This is a genomic window from Streptomyces sp. Tue6028 (assembly GCF_002300165.1).
GTDB classification, from domain to species: Bacteria; Actinomycetota; Actinomycetes; order Streptomycetales; family Streptomycetaceae; genus Streptomyces; species Streptomyces siamensis.
In genome coordinates, this window is the sequence record NZ_MLCE01000014.1 from 84,351 (window position 1) to 100,921 (window position 16,571).

A 16,571-nucleotide genomic window follows, 5' to 3' on the forward strand; every position below is an offset into this window, starting at 1 on the left:
CGCTGCCCACAGCCCCCGGGGCGGGACCTGACCGGTCCCGCCCCGGGGGCTGTGTGTCGTCGGGGTGGGCGCGCCTCGTGGCGTCAGGGGCGGCGCACCTCGTAGAGGAAGCAGCCGTACTCCACGGCCCGCACATGGACGAGGGCCACCTCGGGGTCGGCGAAGGCCTCGGCGAAGGCGTCCTCGAACTCCGCGGGGGCCGCCACGAGCCGCCCGCCGAGGATGCGGCCGTCCGCGGAGTAGCGGCGCACCGTGCGGTGGGCGTTCGTGAACGGCAGGCCGCCGTCCGGCCCCGCGCACTCCTCGGCGTGCACGAAGACGGGCCCCTGCTCGTCGTACGGCCCCGGATCGGCCCCCGACCCGGCCGCCCACCGCCGCAGCGGCGCGTAGGAGACGAGCACGATCCGCTCCCCCGGCTCGCTGCGGCGCAGACAGCAGCGCAGCGGGGCGCCCCCCTCCTCGTCCACGAGGGGGACACGGCGGCGGCCCGCGTCGTCGGTGTCGCGGAGCTCCTTCAGGACGGCCGGCGGAACGGCTTGTGCGGTGTACGTCGTCATGTGTCCAGGCTCCCGCCCGCCGGGGGCCCGCACCGGCGGGAAACGGACATCGCATTCGATGCAGGTCCCGTGGAAGGATGGCGCAACCCACACATAACGAGGAGATGACCGCGTGCCTGGCACAAACCTGACCCGCGAAGAGGCGCAGCAGCGCGCGAAGCTGCTCACCGTTGACTCGTACGAGGTCGATCTCGACCTCTCCGGCGCGCAGGAGGGCGGCACCTACAGGTCCGTGACCACGGTGCGCTTCGACTCCGCCGAGACCGGCGCGGAGTCCTTCATCGACCTGGTGGCCCCGACCGTCCACGAGGTCACCCTGAACGGGGACGCGCTCGACCCGGCCGAGGTCTTCGCCGACTCGCGGATCGCGCTGCCCAACCTGCTGGAGGGCCGCAACGTGCTCCGCGTGGTCGCCGACTGCGCGTACACCAACACCGGCGAGGGTCTGCACCGGTTCGTCGACCCGGTCGACGAGCAGGCCTACCTGTACACCCAGTTCGAGGTCCCGGACGCCCGGCGCGTGTTCGCCTCCTTCGAGCAGCCCGACCTGAAGGCCACCTTCCAGTTCACCGTGAAGGCGCCCACGGGCTGGACCGTCATCTCCAACTCGCCGACGCCGGAGCCCAAGGACGACGTCTGGGCGTTCGAGCCGACGCCGCGGATCTCGACGTACATCACCGCGCTGATCGTGGGCCCGTACCACTCGGTGCACAGCGTGTACGAGAAGGACGGGCAGTCCGTCCCGCTCGGCATCTACTGCCGCCCCTCGCTCGCCGAGTTCCTCGACTCGGACGCGATCTTCGAGGTCACCCGGCAGGGCTTCGACTGGTTCCAGGAGAAGTTCGACTACGCGTACCCGTTCAAGAAGTACGACCAGCTGTTCGTGCCCGAGTTCAACGCGGGCGCCATGGAGAACGCCGGTGCCGTGACCATCCGGGACCAGTACGTCTTCCGGTCCAAGGTGACGGACGCCGCGTACGAGGTGCGTGCCGAGACCATCCTGCACGAGCTGGCCCACATGTGGTTCGGCGACCTCGTGACCATGGAGTGGTGGAACGACCTCTGGCTGAACGAGTCCTTCGCCACCTACACCTCCATCGCCTGTCAGGCGTACGCGCCGGACAGCCGCTGGCCGCACTCGTGGACCACGTTCGCCAACTCCATGAAGACGTGGGCGTACCGGCAGGACCAGCTCCCGTCGACCCACCCGATCATGGCCGAGATCCGCGACCTGGACGACGTCCTCGTCAACTTCGACGGCATCACCTACGCCAAGGGCGCCAGCGTCCTGAAGCAGCTCGTCGCGTACGTCGGCATGGACGAGTTCTTCCGCGGGGTGCAGGCCTACTTCAAGGCGCACGCGTTCGGCAACACGCGTCTGTCCGACCTGCTGGGCGCCCTGGAGGAGACCTCCGGACGCGACCTGAAGACCTGGTCGCAGAAGTGGCTCCAGACCGCGGGCATCAACATCCTGCGCCCGGAGATCGAGACGGACGCGGACGGTGTCATCACGTCCTTCGCGATCCGTCAGGAGGCCCCGGCGCTGCCCGCCGGCGCGAAGGGCGAGCCGACGCTGCGCCCGCACCGCATCGCGGTGGGCCTGTACGACCTGGACGCGGACAGCGGCAAGCTGGTCCGCGGCGAGCGCGTCGAACTGGACGTGGACGGCGAACTGACCGCCGTGCCGCAGCTCGTCGGCAAGGCCCGCCCGGCCGTCGTCCTGCTCAACGACGACGACCTGTCGTACGCCAAGGTGCGTCTGGACGAGGCCTCGCTGGCCTTCGTCACCGAGCACCTCGGCGACTTCGAGGCCTCCCTGCCGCGCGCCCTGTGCTGGGCGTCCGCCTGGGACATGACGCGTGACGCGGAGCTCGCGACCCGCGACTACCTGTCCCTGGTGCTGTCCGGCATCGGCAAGGAGTCCGACATCGGCGTGGTGCAGTCCCTGCACCGCCAGGTGAAGCTGGCGATCGAGCTGTACGCCGACCCGTCGGCCCGCGAGGCCCTGCTGACCCGCTGGACCGACGCGACGCTCGCCCACCTGCGCGCGGCCGAGCCGGGCGGCGACCACCAGCTGGCCTGGGCGCGTGCCTTCGCGGCGACCGCCCGTACACCGGAGCAGCTGGACCTCCTGGAGGCGCTGCTCGAAGGCCGCGAGAGCATCGAGGGTCTCGCCGTCGACACCGAGCTGCGCTGGGCGTTCGTGGAACGGCTGGCGGCCGTCGGGCGCTTCGACGAGGCGGAGATCGCCGCCGAGTACGAGCGCGACAAGACGGCGGCCGGCGAGCGGCACGCGGCCACGGCCCGTGCGGCCCGTCCCACCGAGGAGGCCAAGGCGGAGGCGTGGGCCTCGGTCGTCGAGTCGGACAAGCTCCCGAACGCCGTGCAGGAGGCGGTCATCGCGGGCTTCGTGCAGACCGACCAGCGTGAGCTGCTGGCGCCCTACACGGACCGGTTCTTCGCCGTGGTGAAGGACGTCTGGGACGCCCGGTCGCACGAGATGGCGCAGCAGATCGCCGTCGGTCTCTACCCGTCCGTGCAGGTCTTCGAGGACACCCTCGCCAAGACGGACGCGTGGCTGGCCGCCGCCGAGCCCAACGCGGCCCTGCGGCGCCTGGTCTCGGAGTCCCGCTCGGGCGTCGAGCGGGCCCTGAAGGCTCAGCGGGCCGACGCGCAGGCCGCGACCGCCTAGCGGCGGGCGACGGCGGGCGGGTGACCGGGCCGGTCACCCGCCCGCCGCGCACACCAGACGGGCCGTGTCGAGCATGGTCCGCACATGCAGTCCGGTCTGCGCGGACACCGGCACCCACCGCAGGTCGTACGACTTCTGCAGTTCCTGGCACCACTCGCGCACGAGGTCCGCGAGGACGGCGGCCGTGTCGGGCCGGGTGCGGGCGAGGGCCCGGCGCATCATGGCCGCCGCGCGCAGCGGGATGCGGCGCGCGGAGATCCCGAGGGTCGCGAAGTGTCCCTGGTAGGGGCTCGGCTCCTCCGCGGCCCAGGTCCGCACGATCGACGGCGCCACCTCGACGAGTTCGCATGCCGCGTCGTAGAGCGGCATCAGGTCGTCGGGGACGTCGGCGGCCGTCCGGTCGCCGAGCGCCTCCACGAGTTCCCGGGTGTGTCCCAGCAGGACGTCGCCGACGCGCGCGATCTCCCGTTCCGGGGCGCCGGCGGGGCGTGCGTCGCTCATCGCCGGCACGCACCAGGCGGGGGTCTCGACCAGGACGGTGAGGGTGCCGTAGCGGCGGGGGTAGAGCCAGGTGCTCTCGGCGACGAAACCGCTCGGGTCCCGTTCGCCGCCGCCACGGTCGTCGGGCAGCAGCAGGACGCCGGGCGCGTCCAGCCGCCAGTCGGGGCCGTCGCAGGGGTGCCGGTCGAGGGGGATCCGCAGGCGGGCGGCCGTCCTCCGGAAGGCGTCGGCCGCGCCGGGCACCTCCCGCGTCGCCATCATGAAGGCCGCCCCGACCTCGATGCCGTGCAGCGTGAACTGTGCGACGGGCCGCAGTTCGTCGAGCAGCCCGACGAGCGCCCTCGACTCCGGGAGCGGTGCGCGGGGCTCGTCGGGCCCGGGCAGCGACTCCGGCTGGCGGGCGAACGCCGGCCGGTAGAAGGCGCGATGGCACTCCTCCAGGGAGGGTTGCGGCTCCTCGGGCGTCCAGCCGTGCGCGAGTCGCGCGCCGTCCGGGTCGAGGCAGAGCAGGAAGTGCCAGGTGCAGCCGAGGCGTTCGAGCACCTCGGGCCGGTGGGCGAACAGCGCGGCGAGGCGGAGCACGGAGGTGCCGCCCACCGGTTCGTTGGCGTGCGCGCCGGCGACGGTGAGGATCTGCCGGTCCCCGTGTCCGGCGGACAGCAGCCACAGCGGGTGCCCGGCACGGCTCTCGCCTGCCGGGCGCAGCCGCAGCACCCGCGGTGCCGCGGCGACCAGCGCGCGGGCCCGCCGCTCCAGTTCGTCGACGGCCGGATAGACCGGATGGAGCGGTGTCCGCACGCTGGTCCTCCGATCAGGCGCCCTGGGAGTTACTGTCCCCAGTGGTCTCCTTCTTGTCCAGCGGGCGAATCACGATCTTGGTAGGCATGCCGACTCCTCTCCGTTCACAACCTGGGGCGTGCTGAAGGGTGTTGTCCGAGCGGCGGGGGCACTCAGCCGCCGTTGCCTCCGCTGCTGTCGCCCGTGGTCTCCTTCTTGTCCAGCGGGCGGATCACGATCTTGGTGGGCACGTCAACTCCTCACCTCTGTTGTGGGGTTGAGCTCTCCGACGTCATGGTCGACCACTCTTGTCAAGGCTCGACTCGTGGGATCAGAGTGTCAAGGCATGTGCCTGTAAACGGGAGGGATCCTGGTGACAGTGACGGTCGAAGCACTCCGGCGGCCCCGTATCAAGCCCGAGCACCGCGCCTATCGCACGGTCGACGGCAACGTCCGCATCGGCAGTGTCATTCACGGCATCGGCGCGGAGATCGCCGACCCGCAGGGCTGGGTCTGGACGCTGGTGGAGGCGATGGACGGGACACGAGGGCCGGCCGCGGTGGTCGACGAGGTGGTGCGGGCGCACCCGGACCTCCCCGGCGAGGACGCCCGCCAGGCGATGGCGGACCTGCTCGCCGCCGGGTTCGTGGACGACGCGGGCGCGGCCGTGCCGCTGCCCGAGCGGGAACGGGTCCGCTACAGCCGCGGGGTGCCGCTGCTGCGCTGGATGGATCTGGCCCCGCGCAGCAACCCGTGGGACGCCCAGCTGCGGCTGCGCCGGGCCCGTGTCCTGCTGATCGGCGTCGGCGGCACGGGCGGTCACGCCGCGCAGAGCCTGGTCTCCTCCGGCGTCGGCCGGGTGCACTGCGTGGACCCGGACGTCGTGGAGCTGTCGAACCTCAACCGCCAGCCCCTGTTCCGCGAGTCCGACATCGGCCGCCCCAAGGCGGAGGCGGCGGTGGCCGCGCTGCGGGCCGTCAACTCGGACGTCACCGTGACCGGGGAGCGCCGCGAGGTCCGGGGCCCGGCGGACCTGGCGGACCTCGTGGCCGGCCCCCGGGACGTGGACTCCGACATCCTCGTCCCGCACTCCCCGTCCGGCGCGCCGGACCCGGACCCCGACGGCCTGGACCCGCACTTCGCGGCAGGCCCAGGGGACTTGGACTCCGGCGACCTCGTCCCGCACTCCGTGTCCGGCGCCCGGGACCCGGACCCGTCCGGACCCGCCGCGGGGCTGCCGGACGACGCGCGCCGGCCGGACCCGCCCGCCGCGGTGCCAGGCGACGGGCCTCGCTCGTCCGCCTACGACCTGCTCGTCCTCGCCGCCGACCGGCCCGACGACATCCGTCGCTGGGCGAACCGGGTCTGTCTGGCCGCGGGCCTGCCGTGGGCCGACGCCGGCTACCGCGGCCCACTGGTGACGGCGGGTGTGTACGTACCCGGCCGGGGCGCCTGCTGGGAGTGCCTGCGCGCCGGCGAGGCGGCCCGCCGCGATCTGCGCCTCGCGCCCGGCCAGGACCCGGAGGTCGCCTCCCCGCGCATGCCGTGGAACCCCGCGAGCGCCGTCACCGCCGGACTCTCCGGGGGCCTGCTCGCGCATGCGGCCCTCGCTCTGCTGACCGGGGTCCCGGCCCTCGAACCCGGCTTCCGCTTCGGGATCAACCTGATGCTGCTGGGCGACCCGGTCCTTCAGCGCACCCCACGGCACCTCGACTGCGCGGCCTGCGGCGACCGGGCGGGCGGGGTGGCCGAGTGACCCACGTCCGCCTGCACGCGCTGGACTCCCGTCCCGACGGCGAGGAATGGATCGTCGGACGGATGGCCACGGGCCGGTTCGTCGCGCTGCCCGAGGTCGGCAAGCAGGCGCTGGACCTGCTCGCGCAGGGGCTGAGCGCCGCCGAGGTCGGGGAACGGCTGCGGGTGGAGACCGGCGACGAGATCGACGTACCGGACTTCGTGGAGGCCCTGCTGGGGCTGGGGTTCGTCGCCGAGATGGACGGCCGGGCCGTACCGCAGCCCGCCCCGCCGAGGGCGACGCTCGCCGGGATACGGCCGCGGCACGTGCGCTGGGCGCTGAGCCCCGTCGTGCCCGCCCTCGTCGGCCTGCTGATCGCGGTGACCCTGCTCACCCGCCCGCCGGTCCCGCTGAGCTACCGGACCCTGCTGTGGAGCCCGCACGGCAGCGCGGTCATCGCGCTCGGCGCGGGCGTGGGCTGGAGCCTGCTGTTCCTGCACGAGTGCGCGCACCTGCTGACCGCGCGCGCCACCGGCGTTCCGGGCCGGATGCGGCTGGGCACGCGGCTCCAGTTCCTGGTCATGCAGACGGACATCAGCGGCATCGAACTCGCCCCGCGCCGCCACCGGCTGACCGCCTACCTCGCCGGGATCGCGACCAATCTGGCGGTGTCCTGCCTCGCCGCGCTGGGAGCGGGGGCCGCCGACGGCACGGCCCGGCGGGTCCTCGCCGCCGTGGCTCTGCTGGCCCTGCTGCCGCTCCCCTTCCAGCTGATGGTCTTCATGCGCACGGACCTCTACTTCGTGCTCCAGGACGTGACGCGCTGCCGTGACCTGTACGGGGACGGGGTGGCGTACACGAAGTACGCGGCACGGCGGCTGCTGCGCCGCACCGGGGAGTCCGACCCCAGTCTCGGGCTCCCGCGGCACGAGCGGCGGGCCGTGCGCGCGTACAGCGTGGTGCTCGTCGTCGGCACCACACTGTGTCTCGCGTTCCTCGCGACCGTCACCCTGCCCGCGGACATCACGCTGTTCGCGCGTGCGGTGACCCGACTGGGCCCCGGGGAGCCGGTGGCGCGGAACCTCGACGCCGCCGCGGTCGTCGTCGCGCTGGGCGGCATCCATCTGCTCTGGGCCCGCACATGGTGGCGCGGGCGCCGCGAGCGCAGGATCAGCCGGGGAACATCCCCCCGGTGACGTTGACGAACGTGCCGGTGATGCCGCCGGCGTGGTCGGAGGCGAGGAAGGCTGCGGTGGCCGCGATCTCGGGCAGCGTCGGGTTGCGGCGGGTCATCCGCATGCCCGCCAGGTGGGCCAGCAGTCCCTGGACGGCGTTCTCGTCGAGGTCCATGCCGCTGTCGACCGCGGCGAGCTTCTCCTTGGTCAGCGTCTCGGGCACACCGGCCGCCCACAGGCCCACGGCGCGCAGTCCGCGCGGGCCGAGCTCCACCGCCAGGTTCCGTACCAGCGTGTCGATCGCCGCGTCCGCGGGCCCGGTGCCACCCATCATCGGACTGCCGTGCGCGGAACCGCTGTTGAGGGTGAGGATCACGCCGGAGCCGCGCTCGGCCATGTGCCGGGCCGCGGCGCGGGCGGTGACGAAGTTGGCGCGGATGCCGGTCACGACGGGCGCCACGAAGTCGTCGACGGGCATGTCGAGGAGGGACATGCCCTGCACGTCGCCGCGCGTGACCAGGTTGAAGGAGACGTCGATTCCGCCGTCGGCGGCCACGGACGCCGCGTGCGCCTCGACCGCCGCCTCGTCCAGGGCGTCCAGCACCGCCGTCTCGGCCCGGCCGCCGGCCGCAGCGATGTCCTCGGCCACCGCGTCGAGCGTGGCCGCCGTCCGGCCCACGAGGTGCACGCGGGCGCCCTCGCGGGCGAAGGCACGGGCGACGGCGCCGCCGATGCTTCCGCCGGCGCCGTAGACGATCGCGGTCTTGTCGGTGAGCAGCATGATGATCTCCTGAAGGCAGGTCGCACGAACCGTTCGTACGTGTCGGTCATGGAGACGTACGAACCTCCGGTCACTCATCGGTCGCGGGTCGTTCCCCCGGCCCTCACCGGTCGGCGGGGAGCCGCAACGGCAGACCGAACGCCGGGAAGAGGTGCGGTTCGAAGGAGGTGATCTCCACGATGCGGTCGCCCTCGATGCGCAGCACGTCGAGGACCTGCGCCCGGTACACGGTCGTCCCGGGGCGCCTGACGTAACCCCCGGCCGCGAGCTGCCCGTTGGCGCGTGCGGGGAGATGGCGCCAGTCCCCGAGGAACATCGGCGAGGCCGGATCGAGGCTCGGGCGCAGGAACTCGGTGAGCGCCTCGCGGCCGACGAACCAGAAGGGGTTCGGCGGCATGGTGAGCGTGATGTCCTCGCTGAGCAGGGTGGCGATCTCGTCGAGGTCGAGGCGTTCCGCGGCGGCCATGTAGCGCCGCAGGACCTCGCGTTCACCGGCGTCCACCCCGGCGGTCCAGTCGGCGCGGCGGCGCGGCAGGTGGTCGCGCAGCGTGGGCCGGGCGCGTTGCAGGGCGCTGTTGACGGAGGCCACCGTCATCTCCAGGGCCTCGGCGGTCTCCGCAGCGGCGAGCCCCAGCACGTCGCGCAGGACGAGGACGGCGCGCTGGCGGGGCGGCAGGTGCTGGACGGCGGCGAGGAAGACGAGCTCCAGGGTCTCCCGGGAGACGGCACGGGCGTCCGGCTGCTCCTCCGCGGAGGGCAGGTCCTCGTCGGGGTACGGCTGGAGCCAGGTGACGCGGGCGGGCGGCTCGGCATCCCCGTGGTTCATGCCGGGCAGCGGTTCGTAGCGCTGCGGGCGGCGTGCGGTACGCCGCTGGAAGTCGAGACAGGCGTTGGTCGCGATCCGGTACAGCCAGGTCCGCAGGCTCGCCCGGCCGGCGAAACCGTCCCGCGCCCGCCAGGCCCGCAGGAACGTCTCCTGCACGAGGTCCTCCGCGTCGTCGTACGAGCCCGACATCCGGTAGCAGTGCACGCGCAGCTCGCGGCGGTACGACTCGACCAGGGCGGCGAAGTCGCCCTCTGCGAGGGGGGCTTCACCGTGTCCGGCCTGCGCGGGGGCGGGGTTCGCCGGGACTGGCGCGCCGTACTCGGCCTCCGGGGCGCGGGGCTCCGCCGCGACCGTTCCCCCGTGCCCGGCCCCCGTGACGCCGGGATCCGCCGCAACCGTTCCCCCGTGCCCGGCCTCCGGGGCGCCGGTCACCGTGGCGCCGGGGTCCGCCGCGGCCGCCCGCACGGCCGGAGATTCCGTAACGGCGCCCCTCGTTACGGAATCCGGCCCGGCTTCGGGGGCCTCGCGGGCCTTGTGGTCCTCGCGGGCCTTGTGGTCCTCGCCGGCCTTGCGGACCGCGCCAGCCTTGCGGACCGCGCCGGCCTCGCGGTCCGGCCGGCCTCCCTGATCCTCCCGGGCTTCACGGGCTTCCCGGGCTTCCCGGGCTTCCCGGTCCCGGTGTGCGGTGTCCCGTGCGACGCGGGCGACGCGTCGCAGCCGGCCCACGGACGAGGACAGTTCCGTCACACCGGAGTAGAAGACCGACGGCGGCTGCGGGACCAGCGCGTCGACCTGCCGGGCCACCTCCTCGATCAGTCCGCGCACGGTGTCCACGGGCTCGGTCCGCCGGTCCCGGTAGGCCTTCTGCCGGCAGGCGGCGGAACAGTACACCGAGCTCCGGCCCTTGCGCCCCGACCGGCCGGGCAGCGGCTTCCCGCAGCTGCGGCACACGGCGTCGACGTCCATGGGGCCTCCGGCGATTGCGTCACACAGGGACGACGTGACGTTATACGTCTCCTGGCGTCTCCCGCCCCCGAACGACCGGTACTCGGGACTGGCGGCTACCGGTCCGACCCCCGGGCCGCCTCCCGCAGCGCTCCCAGCACGAACCCCACCGCGGCCCCCTCCTCCGCGCCGCGGCGCACCGCCGCGACCACGTGCCGATGCGGTCGCTCGCCCGCGAGCTCCCGCATCACCACCCCCTCCCGCCGCGCCGCGGCCATCCGCGGCACCAGCGCCACCCCCATCCCCGCCTCGACCATCGCGAGGATCGCGGTCCACCCGGCCGCCGAGTGGCCCTGGTGCGGGCTGAACCCGGCCGCCTCGCACGCGCTGCGCGTGATGTCCGACCACGGGCCGCTCCCGCCGAAGATCCACGGCTCGGCGGCGAAGTCGGCGAGCCGCACCTCCGGCGCGGTGGCGAGCGGGTGGCCGTGCGGCAGCGCCAGGTCGAGCGGGTCGGCGAGCAGCGGCACCCGGGTGAAGCGGGCGTCCGTCGCCGTCGGGGCCTGCGCGGCCAGGGACAGGGCGAGGTCCACCGCCCCGGCGCCGAGCAGCTCGTACGCCTCCGCCGCCTCGGCCTCCCGCACCTGCACGGCGATCCCGGGCCGCGCCGACCGCAGCGCCCGTACGGCGGGGACGACGAGCGCGGGCACGGCCGTGGAGAAGGCCCCGACCCGCACCTGCCCGACCTCGCCGTGCGCGTACGCGGACAACTCGGCGTCGGCGCGCTCCAGTTGCTCGAAGACGGCCTCGGCGTGCCGCAGCACGAGTTCCGCCGCGTCGGTCAGCCGCACCCGTCTGCCCTGCGCCTCCAGCAGGGGCACACCGAGCTGCTTCGCGAGGTTGGTCAGCTGCTGCGAGACGGCCGAGGGGGTCATCAGCAGGGCCCGGGCGGTCGCGGTGACGGTTTCGCGCTCGCGCAGCGTCCGCAGGATCTCCAGCTTCCGGATGTCCCACTTGTCGTACTCGGCCATGGCGGCAACCTATCCCGGGAGTTCAGCGGGCCCGGGAGGCGGTGCCCAGGACGACTCCGCCCAGGATCAGTGCCATGCACAGCAGTTGCCCGGCCGTGGTGCGTTCGCCGAGGAGCGCGTAGGACAGGACGGTCACGCAGACCGGCTGGAGGTAGTAGACCGTTCCGGCGCGGGCCGCGCCGATGAGCGAGATCGCCTTGTTCCAGGTGAAGAAGGCGATCGCGGAGGAGGCGACCCCGACGTAGAGGAGCGGGCCGACCGTCGCGGGGGCCGGGGTGAAGGCCCCTTGGACGGCCACGCTCAGCACGAACACCGGCAGCAGCATCGCCGTGCCCAGCGTGAAGGTGGTGAGCAGGAAGACGGGACCGGTGAGTTCGACGGGCCGGCGGCGCAGCAGCGCGCTGTACGAGGCGAAGCACGTCGCCGCCGCGATCATCCAGAGGTCGCCCGCCGTGAAGTCCGTCGACGCCGCGGGGCCACCGCCCACCAGGAGGAGGACGCCCGCGCAGGCGATCAGCATGCCGGTGACCCGGCGCGCGCCGAGGCGTACGCCGCCGAGCCGTTCGTACACCGCCATCAGGACCGGCGACGCGGCCATGATCATGCCCATGGTGCCGGCGGACGTGGTGACGCCCGCCTGGTTGACCAGGGTGTTGTAGACGGTGACGCCGAGGAGCGCCGCGAGCAACAGGTGACCGAGGTGTCCGCGGATCAGCGACCGCTGCCGCCAGGTCTCCCGCGCCGCGAACGGGGCGACCACCGCGAGGGCGACGACCCAGCGCCAGAACGCCTGCTGGACGGGCGGCACGCTGTCGTGCAGGGCGCGCGACGCGACGAAGCTGCCGGACCAGACGACGGTGGCGACGGCGGCGAGGGCGAGACCGAGTCCGACCGAACCCTTCCGCGCGCCCGCTCCGGCCCTGCCCGGCCGAGCGGCCCGGGACGGCTCGGCGGCCCCGGACGGCTCGACGGACTCGACGGACTCGACGGACTCGATGGACTCGATGGACTCCAGCGGGGCGACGGTCTCGGTGCATTTCTCGGGCTCGGTGGCCCTGGCGGGCTCGGCGCTGTCGGCGGACTCGATGGTCTTGGCGGGCTCGGCGCTGTCGGCGCTGTCGGCGCTGTCGGCGGACTCGATGGTCTCGGCGGGCCCGGCGTTCTCGATGGGCTCGGTCGTCTCGGCGGACCCGGCGGCCCCTGCGGGCACGCCCTGCGTTCGCGTCCGGTCCAGGACTGTCACGTGTATCCCTCGCCTCTCCGGTGGTCGGGTGGGTTGCCCGGCTACCGTCGCAAGGCGGAACCCGTCACGTCCATCGAATCTTTTCGAGCATTCCCTTCAGCAGAACTGAAAGATCCGGACCCGGAGACGGTCCTGACCGCCACCGCGCGGGGCCGGAGCTGACCGAGGACGGTCGCCCCGAACGCGATCCCCATGCCCGCCAGTTGCACCGGAGTCAGCTCCTGTCCCAGCGCCGCCCAGCCGATCACCGCCGCGGTCAGCGGCGAGAGCGGTCCGAGGAAGGTGACCTGGGTGGCGGAGAGCCGCCCGATGCCGCGGAACCAGAGCCAGTAGGCGAGGGCCGTGTTCGCCAGCGCCAGGTACAGGTAGCCGCCGACCGCGCGGCCGTCCAGCGCGGGCGGCGCACCCTCGACCACGAGTGCGAGCGGCGCGATCAGCAGTCCGCCGGCCGTCAACTGCCAGGCGGTGAGCGCCAGCGGCCCGACCCCGTCGGGGCGTCCCCAGCGCTTGGTGAGGACGGTGCCCGTGGACATCGACGCGGTCGAGGCGAGCGCGGCGAGCACACCCACCGCGTCGAGGGCCCCGGCGGCCTTCAGCACGACCAGGCTGACCCCGAGGGCCGCGGCGACACCGGTGAGGAGCGTGCGGAGGGTCGGCCGGTCACCGAGCAGCAGCACCGAGAGCCCGGCGACGAACAGCGGGCCGACGGAGCCGACCACCGCGGCCATGCCGCCGGGCAGCCGGTACGCGGACAGGAACAGCAGCGGGAAGAAGGCGCCGATGTTCAGGGCGCCCAGCACCGCCGCCTTGCCCCACCAGATGCCGCGCGGCAGCACCCGCGCGAGGGCGAGGAGGAGCAGTCCGGCGGGCAGGGCGCGCATCATCGCCGTGAACAGGGGGCGGTCGGCCGGCAGCAGCTCGGTCGTGACGGCGTACGTGCTGCCCCAGGACACGGGGGCGAGCGCGGTGAGCGCTATGAGGGCGGGGCGGTTCATGGCCATGGGACACCCGATTTCCAGTAGACCGGCGAGAACTGGGCCTGGAGAAGCACGTCGGCCGCGAGCGGCTCGACACTAATTAGCTTAGTCGCAAGCTACTTATCGTCAAGCCGCTTTCTGCTGATCTACTCGGCACCCATCCACTTTCCTGTGAGCTACTTTCTTGCGACCGATCCGGCCTCGGCGGATACTCACCCGCATGAACACCCCCAAGGACCCCGTCGAGAACCCCGTCGACGACTCTGCCGAGGCCTCCACGAAGAGCCCGGTCGAGGACCCGACCGAGGTCCCGGCCGACAAGGACGCCGTCGACGCGATCATCGAGCAGTGGGCCGCCGTGCGGCCGGACCTCGACACCACCGCGATGGAGGTCTTCGGGCGGATCTTCCGCCTCTCGCGGGCGATGGGCGACCAGATGGAGAAGGCCTACACGCGTTTCGGGATCTCCCGGGGCGAGTTCGACGTGCTCGCCACGCTCCGCCGCTCCGACGCTCCGTACACCCTCTCCCCGCGGCAGCTCTCGGCGACGCTCATGCTCACCACCGGCGGGATGACCGGACGCCTGGACAAGCTGGAGCGCGCCGGACTGCTGCGCCGGTCACCCGATCCGCACGACCGGCGCGGACTCCAGGTCACGCTCACCGACGACGGACTGCGCCTGATCGACGAGGCCGTCGGGGCGGGGCTCGCCGTCCAGACCGACGCGCTCGCCGGCCTCGATGGGGCCCGGGTCGCCCAACTCGCCGAGCTGCTGCGCCGACTGCTGACCAGCACCGCCGCCTAGGCGGCGGTCGTCCGGCGCGCCCAGCGCGGTGGTGAGCGCCGCCTCGACCGCCGCCGCGTCCGGGGACTCCGCGGCCCAGGCCACGTATCCGTCGGGCCGCACCAGCACCGTCGTACTCCTGCCGTCCGCCCATCGCTCCACGGCGAGGCGGTCCGCGCGGCCTTGCGCGGCGTGGGGCCGCGGGGCGATCAGGACGAACCGGCCGCCGCGAAGCGCCTCGTAGAGCCGGCCGCTCCTCAGCGCGACGTCCGCGATGCGCCGGCCGACCAGCGGGTGGGAGCCGTGCGGCGCGCCGTACGCGTAACCGATGCCCGTGATCCGGCCGAGCACCCTGCGCCGGGCCGGTCCGACATGGCTCAGGAACGCGCCGAGCCCGGTGCGCAGCGCCAGCGTCCAGGGGTACTTGGCCATCGCGAGCCGGACGATGCCGCCGCTGCTGCGCAGCACGGCCCGGCCGACCGGGTGGCGCTCCGCCTGGTAGGTGTCCAACAGAGCCGCGTCCACGTGCCCGCCGAGGACGGCGGCGAGCTTCCAGCCGAGGTTCGCCGCGTCCTGGAGCCCGGTGTTCATGCCCTGGCCGCCGGCCGGGGTGTGCACGTGCGCGGCGTCTCCGGCGAGGAAGACACGGCCCACCCGGTAGGCGGGCGCCTGGCGTTCGTCGCTGTGGAAGCGTGACATCCAGCGGGCGTCCCGCATGCCGTAGTCGCGACCGAGGGCGAGCCGGGTGATCTCCTTGACCTCGTCGAGATCGAGCGGCTCGTCGTCGCGGACGTTCCGACCGCGGTGCCAGCCGATCACCCGGTAGTAGCCGTCGCCGAAGGGAGCCAGGAAGGCGAAGGCGTCCCCGACCGCGGCGGCGGTCAGTACCGACTCCGGTTCCTCGTCGAGCCGGACGTCCGCGAGCACCACGGACCGGATCACCGACCTGCCGGGGAACGGCAGCCCGACCGCCGTCCGCACCACGCTGCGCATCCCGTCGGTCCCGACGACGTACGCCGCCGTCAGCTCCGCCGCCGCGCCGTCCGGGCGGCGGACCGTCAGCGTCACGCCGTCCGCGTCCTGGCCCAGACCGGTCACCTCGGTCTCGTACAGGAACCGCACCCCGGCGTCCTCCGCCCTGCGCACCAGCACCTTCTCCACCTCGTACTGCGGGATCACGAGCAGGTGGTTGAAGCGGGAGGGGAGGGTGTCGAGCGAGAGGGAGAACGCGCCGAAGAGCTGGAGACGGTCGAGCCGTCGGCCCTCGCGCTCCAGGTCGTCGGCGAGGCCGCGGGCGTCGAGCTGCTCCAGCGTGCGGGCGTGCACGACGAAGGCCCGGGAGAGGTTGCTGATCCCGTGCGGCCGCTTCTCGACGACGGTGACGGGAACGCCGGCGGTGGCGAGGTCACCGGCGAGCAGCAGCCCGGTGGGGCCGGAACCGACGACGACGACACCGCGGGCGCCGGTGGGGCGCGCCGCCGCGCGGCGAGGGGCGGTGGCGTCCGCGGCGGTGGTGCGGGGCTCGGCGGGCTGCTCGTCATGCGCGTCGCGCATGATCTGTGCGCTCTGCGTGTGGTCCTTCATGGTGACCTCCGATGCCAACACCTGTGGGCCAACGGTGGTGGGCCAACCGTGGTTGACCCGCAGCGCCTGTCGGCCGATCCACACTGCCTCGCTTGCCAACGCTTGTTGGCCAACGCTTGTTTGCCAACATAGGACGACCCCACTGGACTGTCAACACGTGTTGGCCTACGGTCGTTGGCATGGCACTCAAGGAACACCCCGCACCGACGTCGGCGGCGACGGACGCGCCCGCGCCCCGACGCTCCGACGCGACCCGCACCGCGATCCTCGACGCGGCACGCGCCCGCTTCGCCGCCGACGGCTACGAGCGCGCCACCATCCGCGCCATCGCCAGGGACGCCCGGATCGACCCCTCGATGGTCATGCGCTACTACGGCTCGAAGGACGGGCTGTTCGCCGCCGTCCTCGACGTCGACCTGCGGCTGCCGGATCCGGCGGGCCTCGATCCGCGGGACGTGGGCCGCGTCCTGGTGAGCCACTTCCTCGACCTGTGGGAGGAGAACGGAGTCCTCACCGCGATACTCCGGGTGGGTGTCACCAATCAGGCGGGCGCCGAGCGCCTCCAGGGCATCTTCAAGGACCAGCTCACGCCGGTCGCACGGCGTGCCTGCCCCGATCCCGAGCAGGCGCCGGTACGGGCCGCGCTGTGCGCCTCGCAGTTGCTCGGGCTCGCGCTCACCCGCTACGTCCTGCGGATCGGCCCGGCCGTCGCGCTGAGCCGTCCGGAGATCGTGGCCTGGCTGGGCCCGACGGTCCAGCGGTATCTGACGGCGCCGCATCCGTAGGCCGCGACCCCGACCCGATCACCCTCGCCACGGGCGGACCCGGCGTCACGGGCACGGGCGAACCCGGACCCGGCGCTACAGGGGCGGGCGGCCCCGGTGCCACCGGGACGGACGCGGGCGGGCGCGGCGCCACGGCCCCGGCGCGGGAGGCGCCACGACCGCGAGAGGCGCCACGGGC

12 protein-coding genes and 1 pseudogene are annotated in these 16,571 nt (G+C 73.5%); 5 read left to right on the forward strand and 8 right to left on the reverse strand.

Features of this window, described 5'->3' with window-relative positions; translation table 11 throughout:
• Positions 1–83 precede the first annotated feature (83 nt).
• Positions 84–557 (reverse strand): DUF1203 domain-containing protein, encoded by a 474-nt coding sequence (locus BKI49_RS12810; RefSeq protein WP_095934370.1) that lies wholly within the window; start codon positions 555–557, stop codon positions 84–86.
• Positions 558–669: 112 nt separating this feature from the next.
• On the opposite strand from BKI49_RS12810, the gene pepN reads away from it, so the two are divergent.
• Positions 670–3,249 (forward strand): aminopeptidase N, encoded by a 2,580-nt coding sequence (gene pepN / locus BKI49_RS12815; protein ID WP_095934371.1) that lies wholly within the window; start codon positions 670–672, stop codon positions 3,247–3,249.
• A gap of 33 nt (positions 3,250–3,282) precedes the next feature.
• Here pepN and BKI49_RS12820 read toward each other — a convergent pair whose 3' ends face one another.
• A complete protein-coding gene (locus tag BKI49_RS12820) occupies positions 3,283–4,548 on the reverse strand; it encodes a M14 family zinc carboxypeptidase (RefSeq protein WP_095934372.1) in 1,266 nt (421 codons plus the stop codon).
• Between the two features lie 388 nt (positions 4,549–4,936).
• Here BKI49_RS12820 and BKI49_RS12825 point away from each other — a divergent pair, with 388 nt between their 5' ends.
• Both BKI49_RS12825 and BKI49_RS12830 read left to right on the forward strand, forming a co-directional pair.
• Positions 4,937–6,283, forward strand: a complete 1,347-nt coding sequence (locus BKI49_RS12825) for a HesA/MoeB/ThiF family protein (RefSeq protein WP_095934466.1) — start codon at positions 4,937–4,939, stop codon at positions 6,281–6,283.
• The gene (locus BKI49_RS12830; protein WP_095934373.1) at positions 6,280–7,458 is read left to right on the forward strand and encodes a hypothetical protein; all 1,179 of its coding nucleotides are present in this window, start codon (positions 6,280–6,282) and stop codon (positions 7,456–7,458) included. Before BKI49_RS12825 ends, BKI49_RS12830 begins: the two co-directional genes overlap by 4 nt.
• On the opposite strand, the gene BKI49_RS12835 is transcribed toward BKI49_RS12830, so the two are convergent.
• From BKI49_RS12835 to BKI49_RS12855, 5 genes are all read right to left on the reverse strand, one after another.
• Positions 7,433–8,218, reverse strand: a complete 786-nt coding sequence (locus BKI49_RS12835) for an SDR family NAD(P)-dependent oxidoreductase (protein ID WP_095934374.1) — start codon at positions 8,216–8,218, stop codon at positions 7,433–7,435. The genes BKI49_RS12830 and BKI49_RS12835 overlap by 26 nt on opposite strands.
• A 103-nt stretch (positions 8,219–8,321) precedes the next feature.
• Positions 8,322–9,509 carry an RNA polymerase subunit sigma-70 gene (locus BKI49_RS12840; RefSeq protein WP_441350887.1) on the reverse strand — a complete coding sequence of 396 codons (1,188 nt, stop codon included), beginning with the start codon at positions 9,507–9,509 and terminating at the stop codon, positions 8,322–8,324.
• 596 nt (positions 9,510–10,105) lie between these two features.
• A complete protein-coding gene (locus tag BKI49_RS12845; protein WP_095934375.1) occupies positions 10,106–11,020 on the reverse strand; it encodes a LysR substrate-binding domain-containing protein in 915 nt (304 codons plus the stop codon).
• A gap of 22 nt (positions 11,021–11,042) precedes the next feature.
• The gene (locus BKI49_RS12850; protein WP_095934468.1) at positions 11,043–12,017 is read right to left on the reverse strand and encodes a DMT family transporter; all 975 of its coding nucleotides are present in this window, start codon (positions 12,015–12,017) and stop codon (positions 11,043–11,045) included.
• Positions 12,018–12,304: 287 nt separating this feature from the next.
• The gene (locus BKI49_RS12855) at positions 12,305–13,264 is read right to left on the reverse strand and encodes an EamA family transporter (RefSeq protein WP_095934376.1); all 960 of its coding nucleotides are present in this window, start codon (positions 13,262–13,264) and stop codon (positions 12,305–12,307) included.
• 196 nt (positions 13,265–13,460) lie between these two features.
• Between BKI49_RS12855 and BKI49_RS36150 the strand changes: the two genes are divergently transcribed.
• Complete coding sequence (locus BKI49_RS36150; RefSeq protein WP_095934377.1) at positions 13,461–14,045, forward strand: MarR family winged helix-turn-helix transcriptional regulator; 585 nt, start codon at positions 13,461–13,463, stop codon at positions 14,043–14,045.
• 18 nt (positions 14,046–14,063) lie between these two features.
• On the opposite strand, the pseudogene BKI49_RS12865 reads toward BKI49_RS36150, so the two are convergent.
• Positions 14,064–15,608: pseudogene (locus BKI49_RS12865) on the reverse strand (FAD-dependent monooxygenase); the annotation flags it as partial.
• A 179-nt stretch (positions 15,609–15,787) separates the two neighbouring features.
• Here BKI49_RS12865 and BKI49_RS12870 point away from each other — a divergent pair.
• Entirely contained in the window at positions 15,788–16,393 is a 606-nt protein-coding gene (locus BKI49_RS12870) for a TetR/AcrR family transcriptional regulator (protein WP_095934378.1), read from the forward strand.
• Positions 16,394–16,571 lie beyond the last annotated feature (178 nt).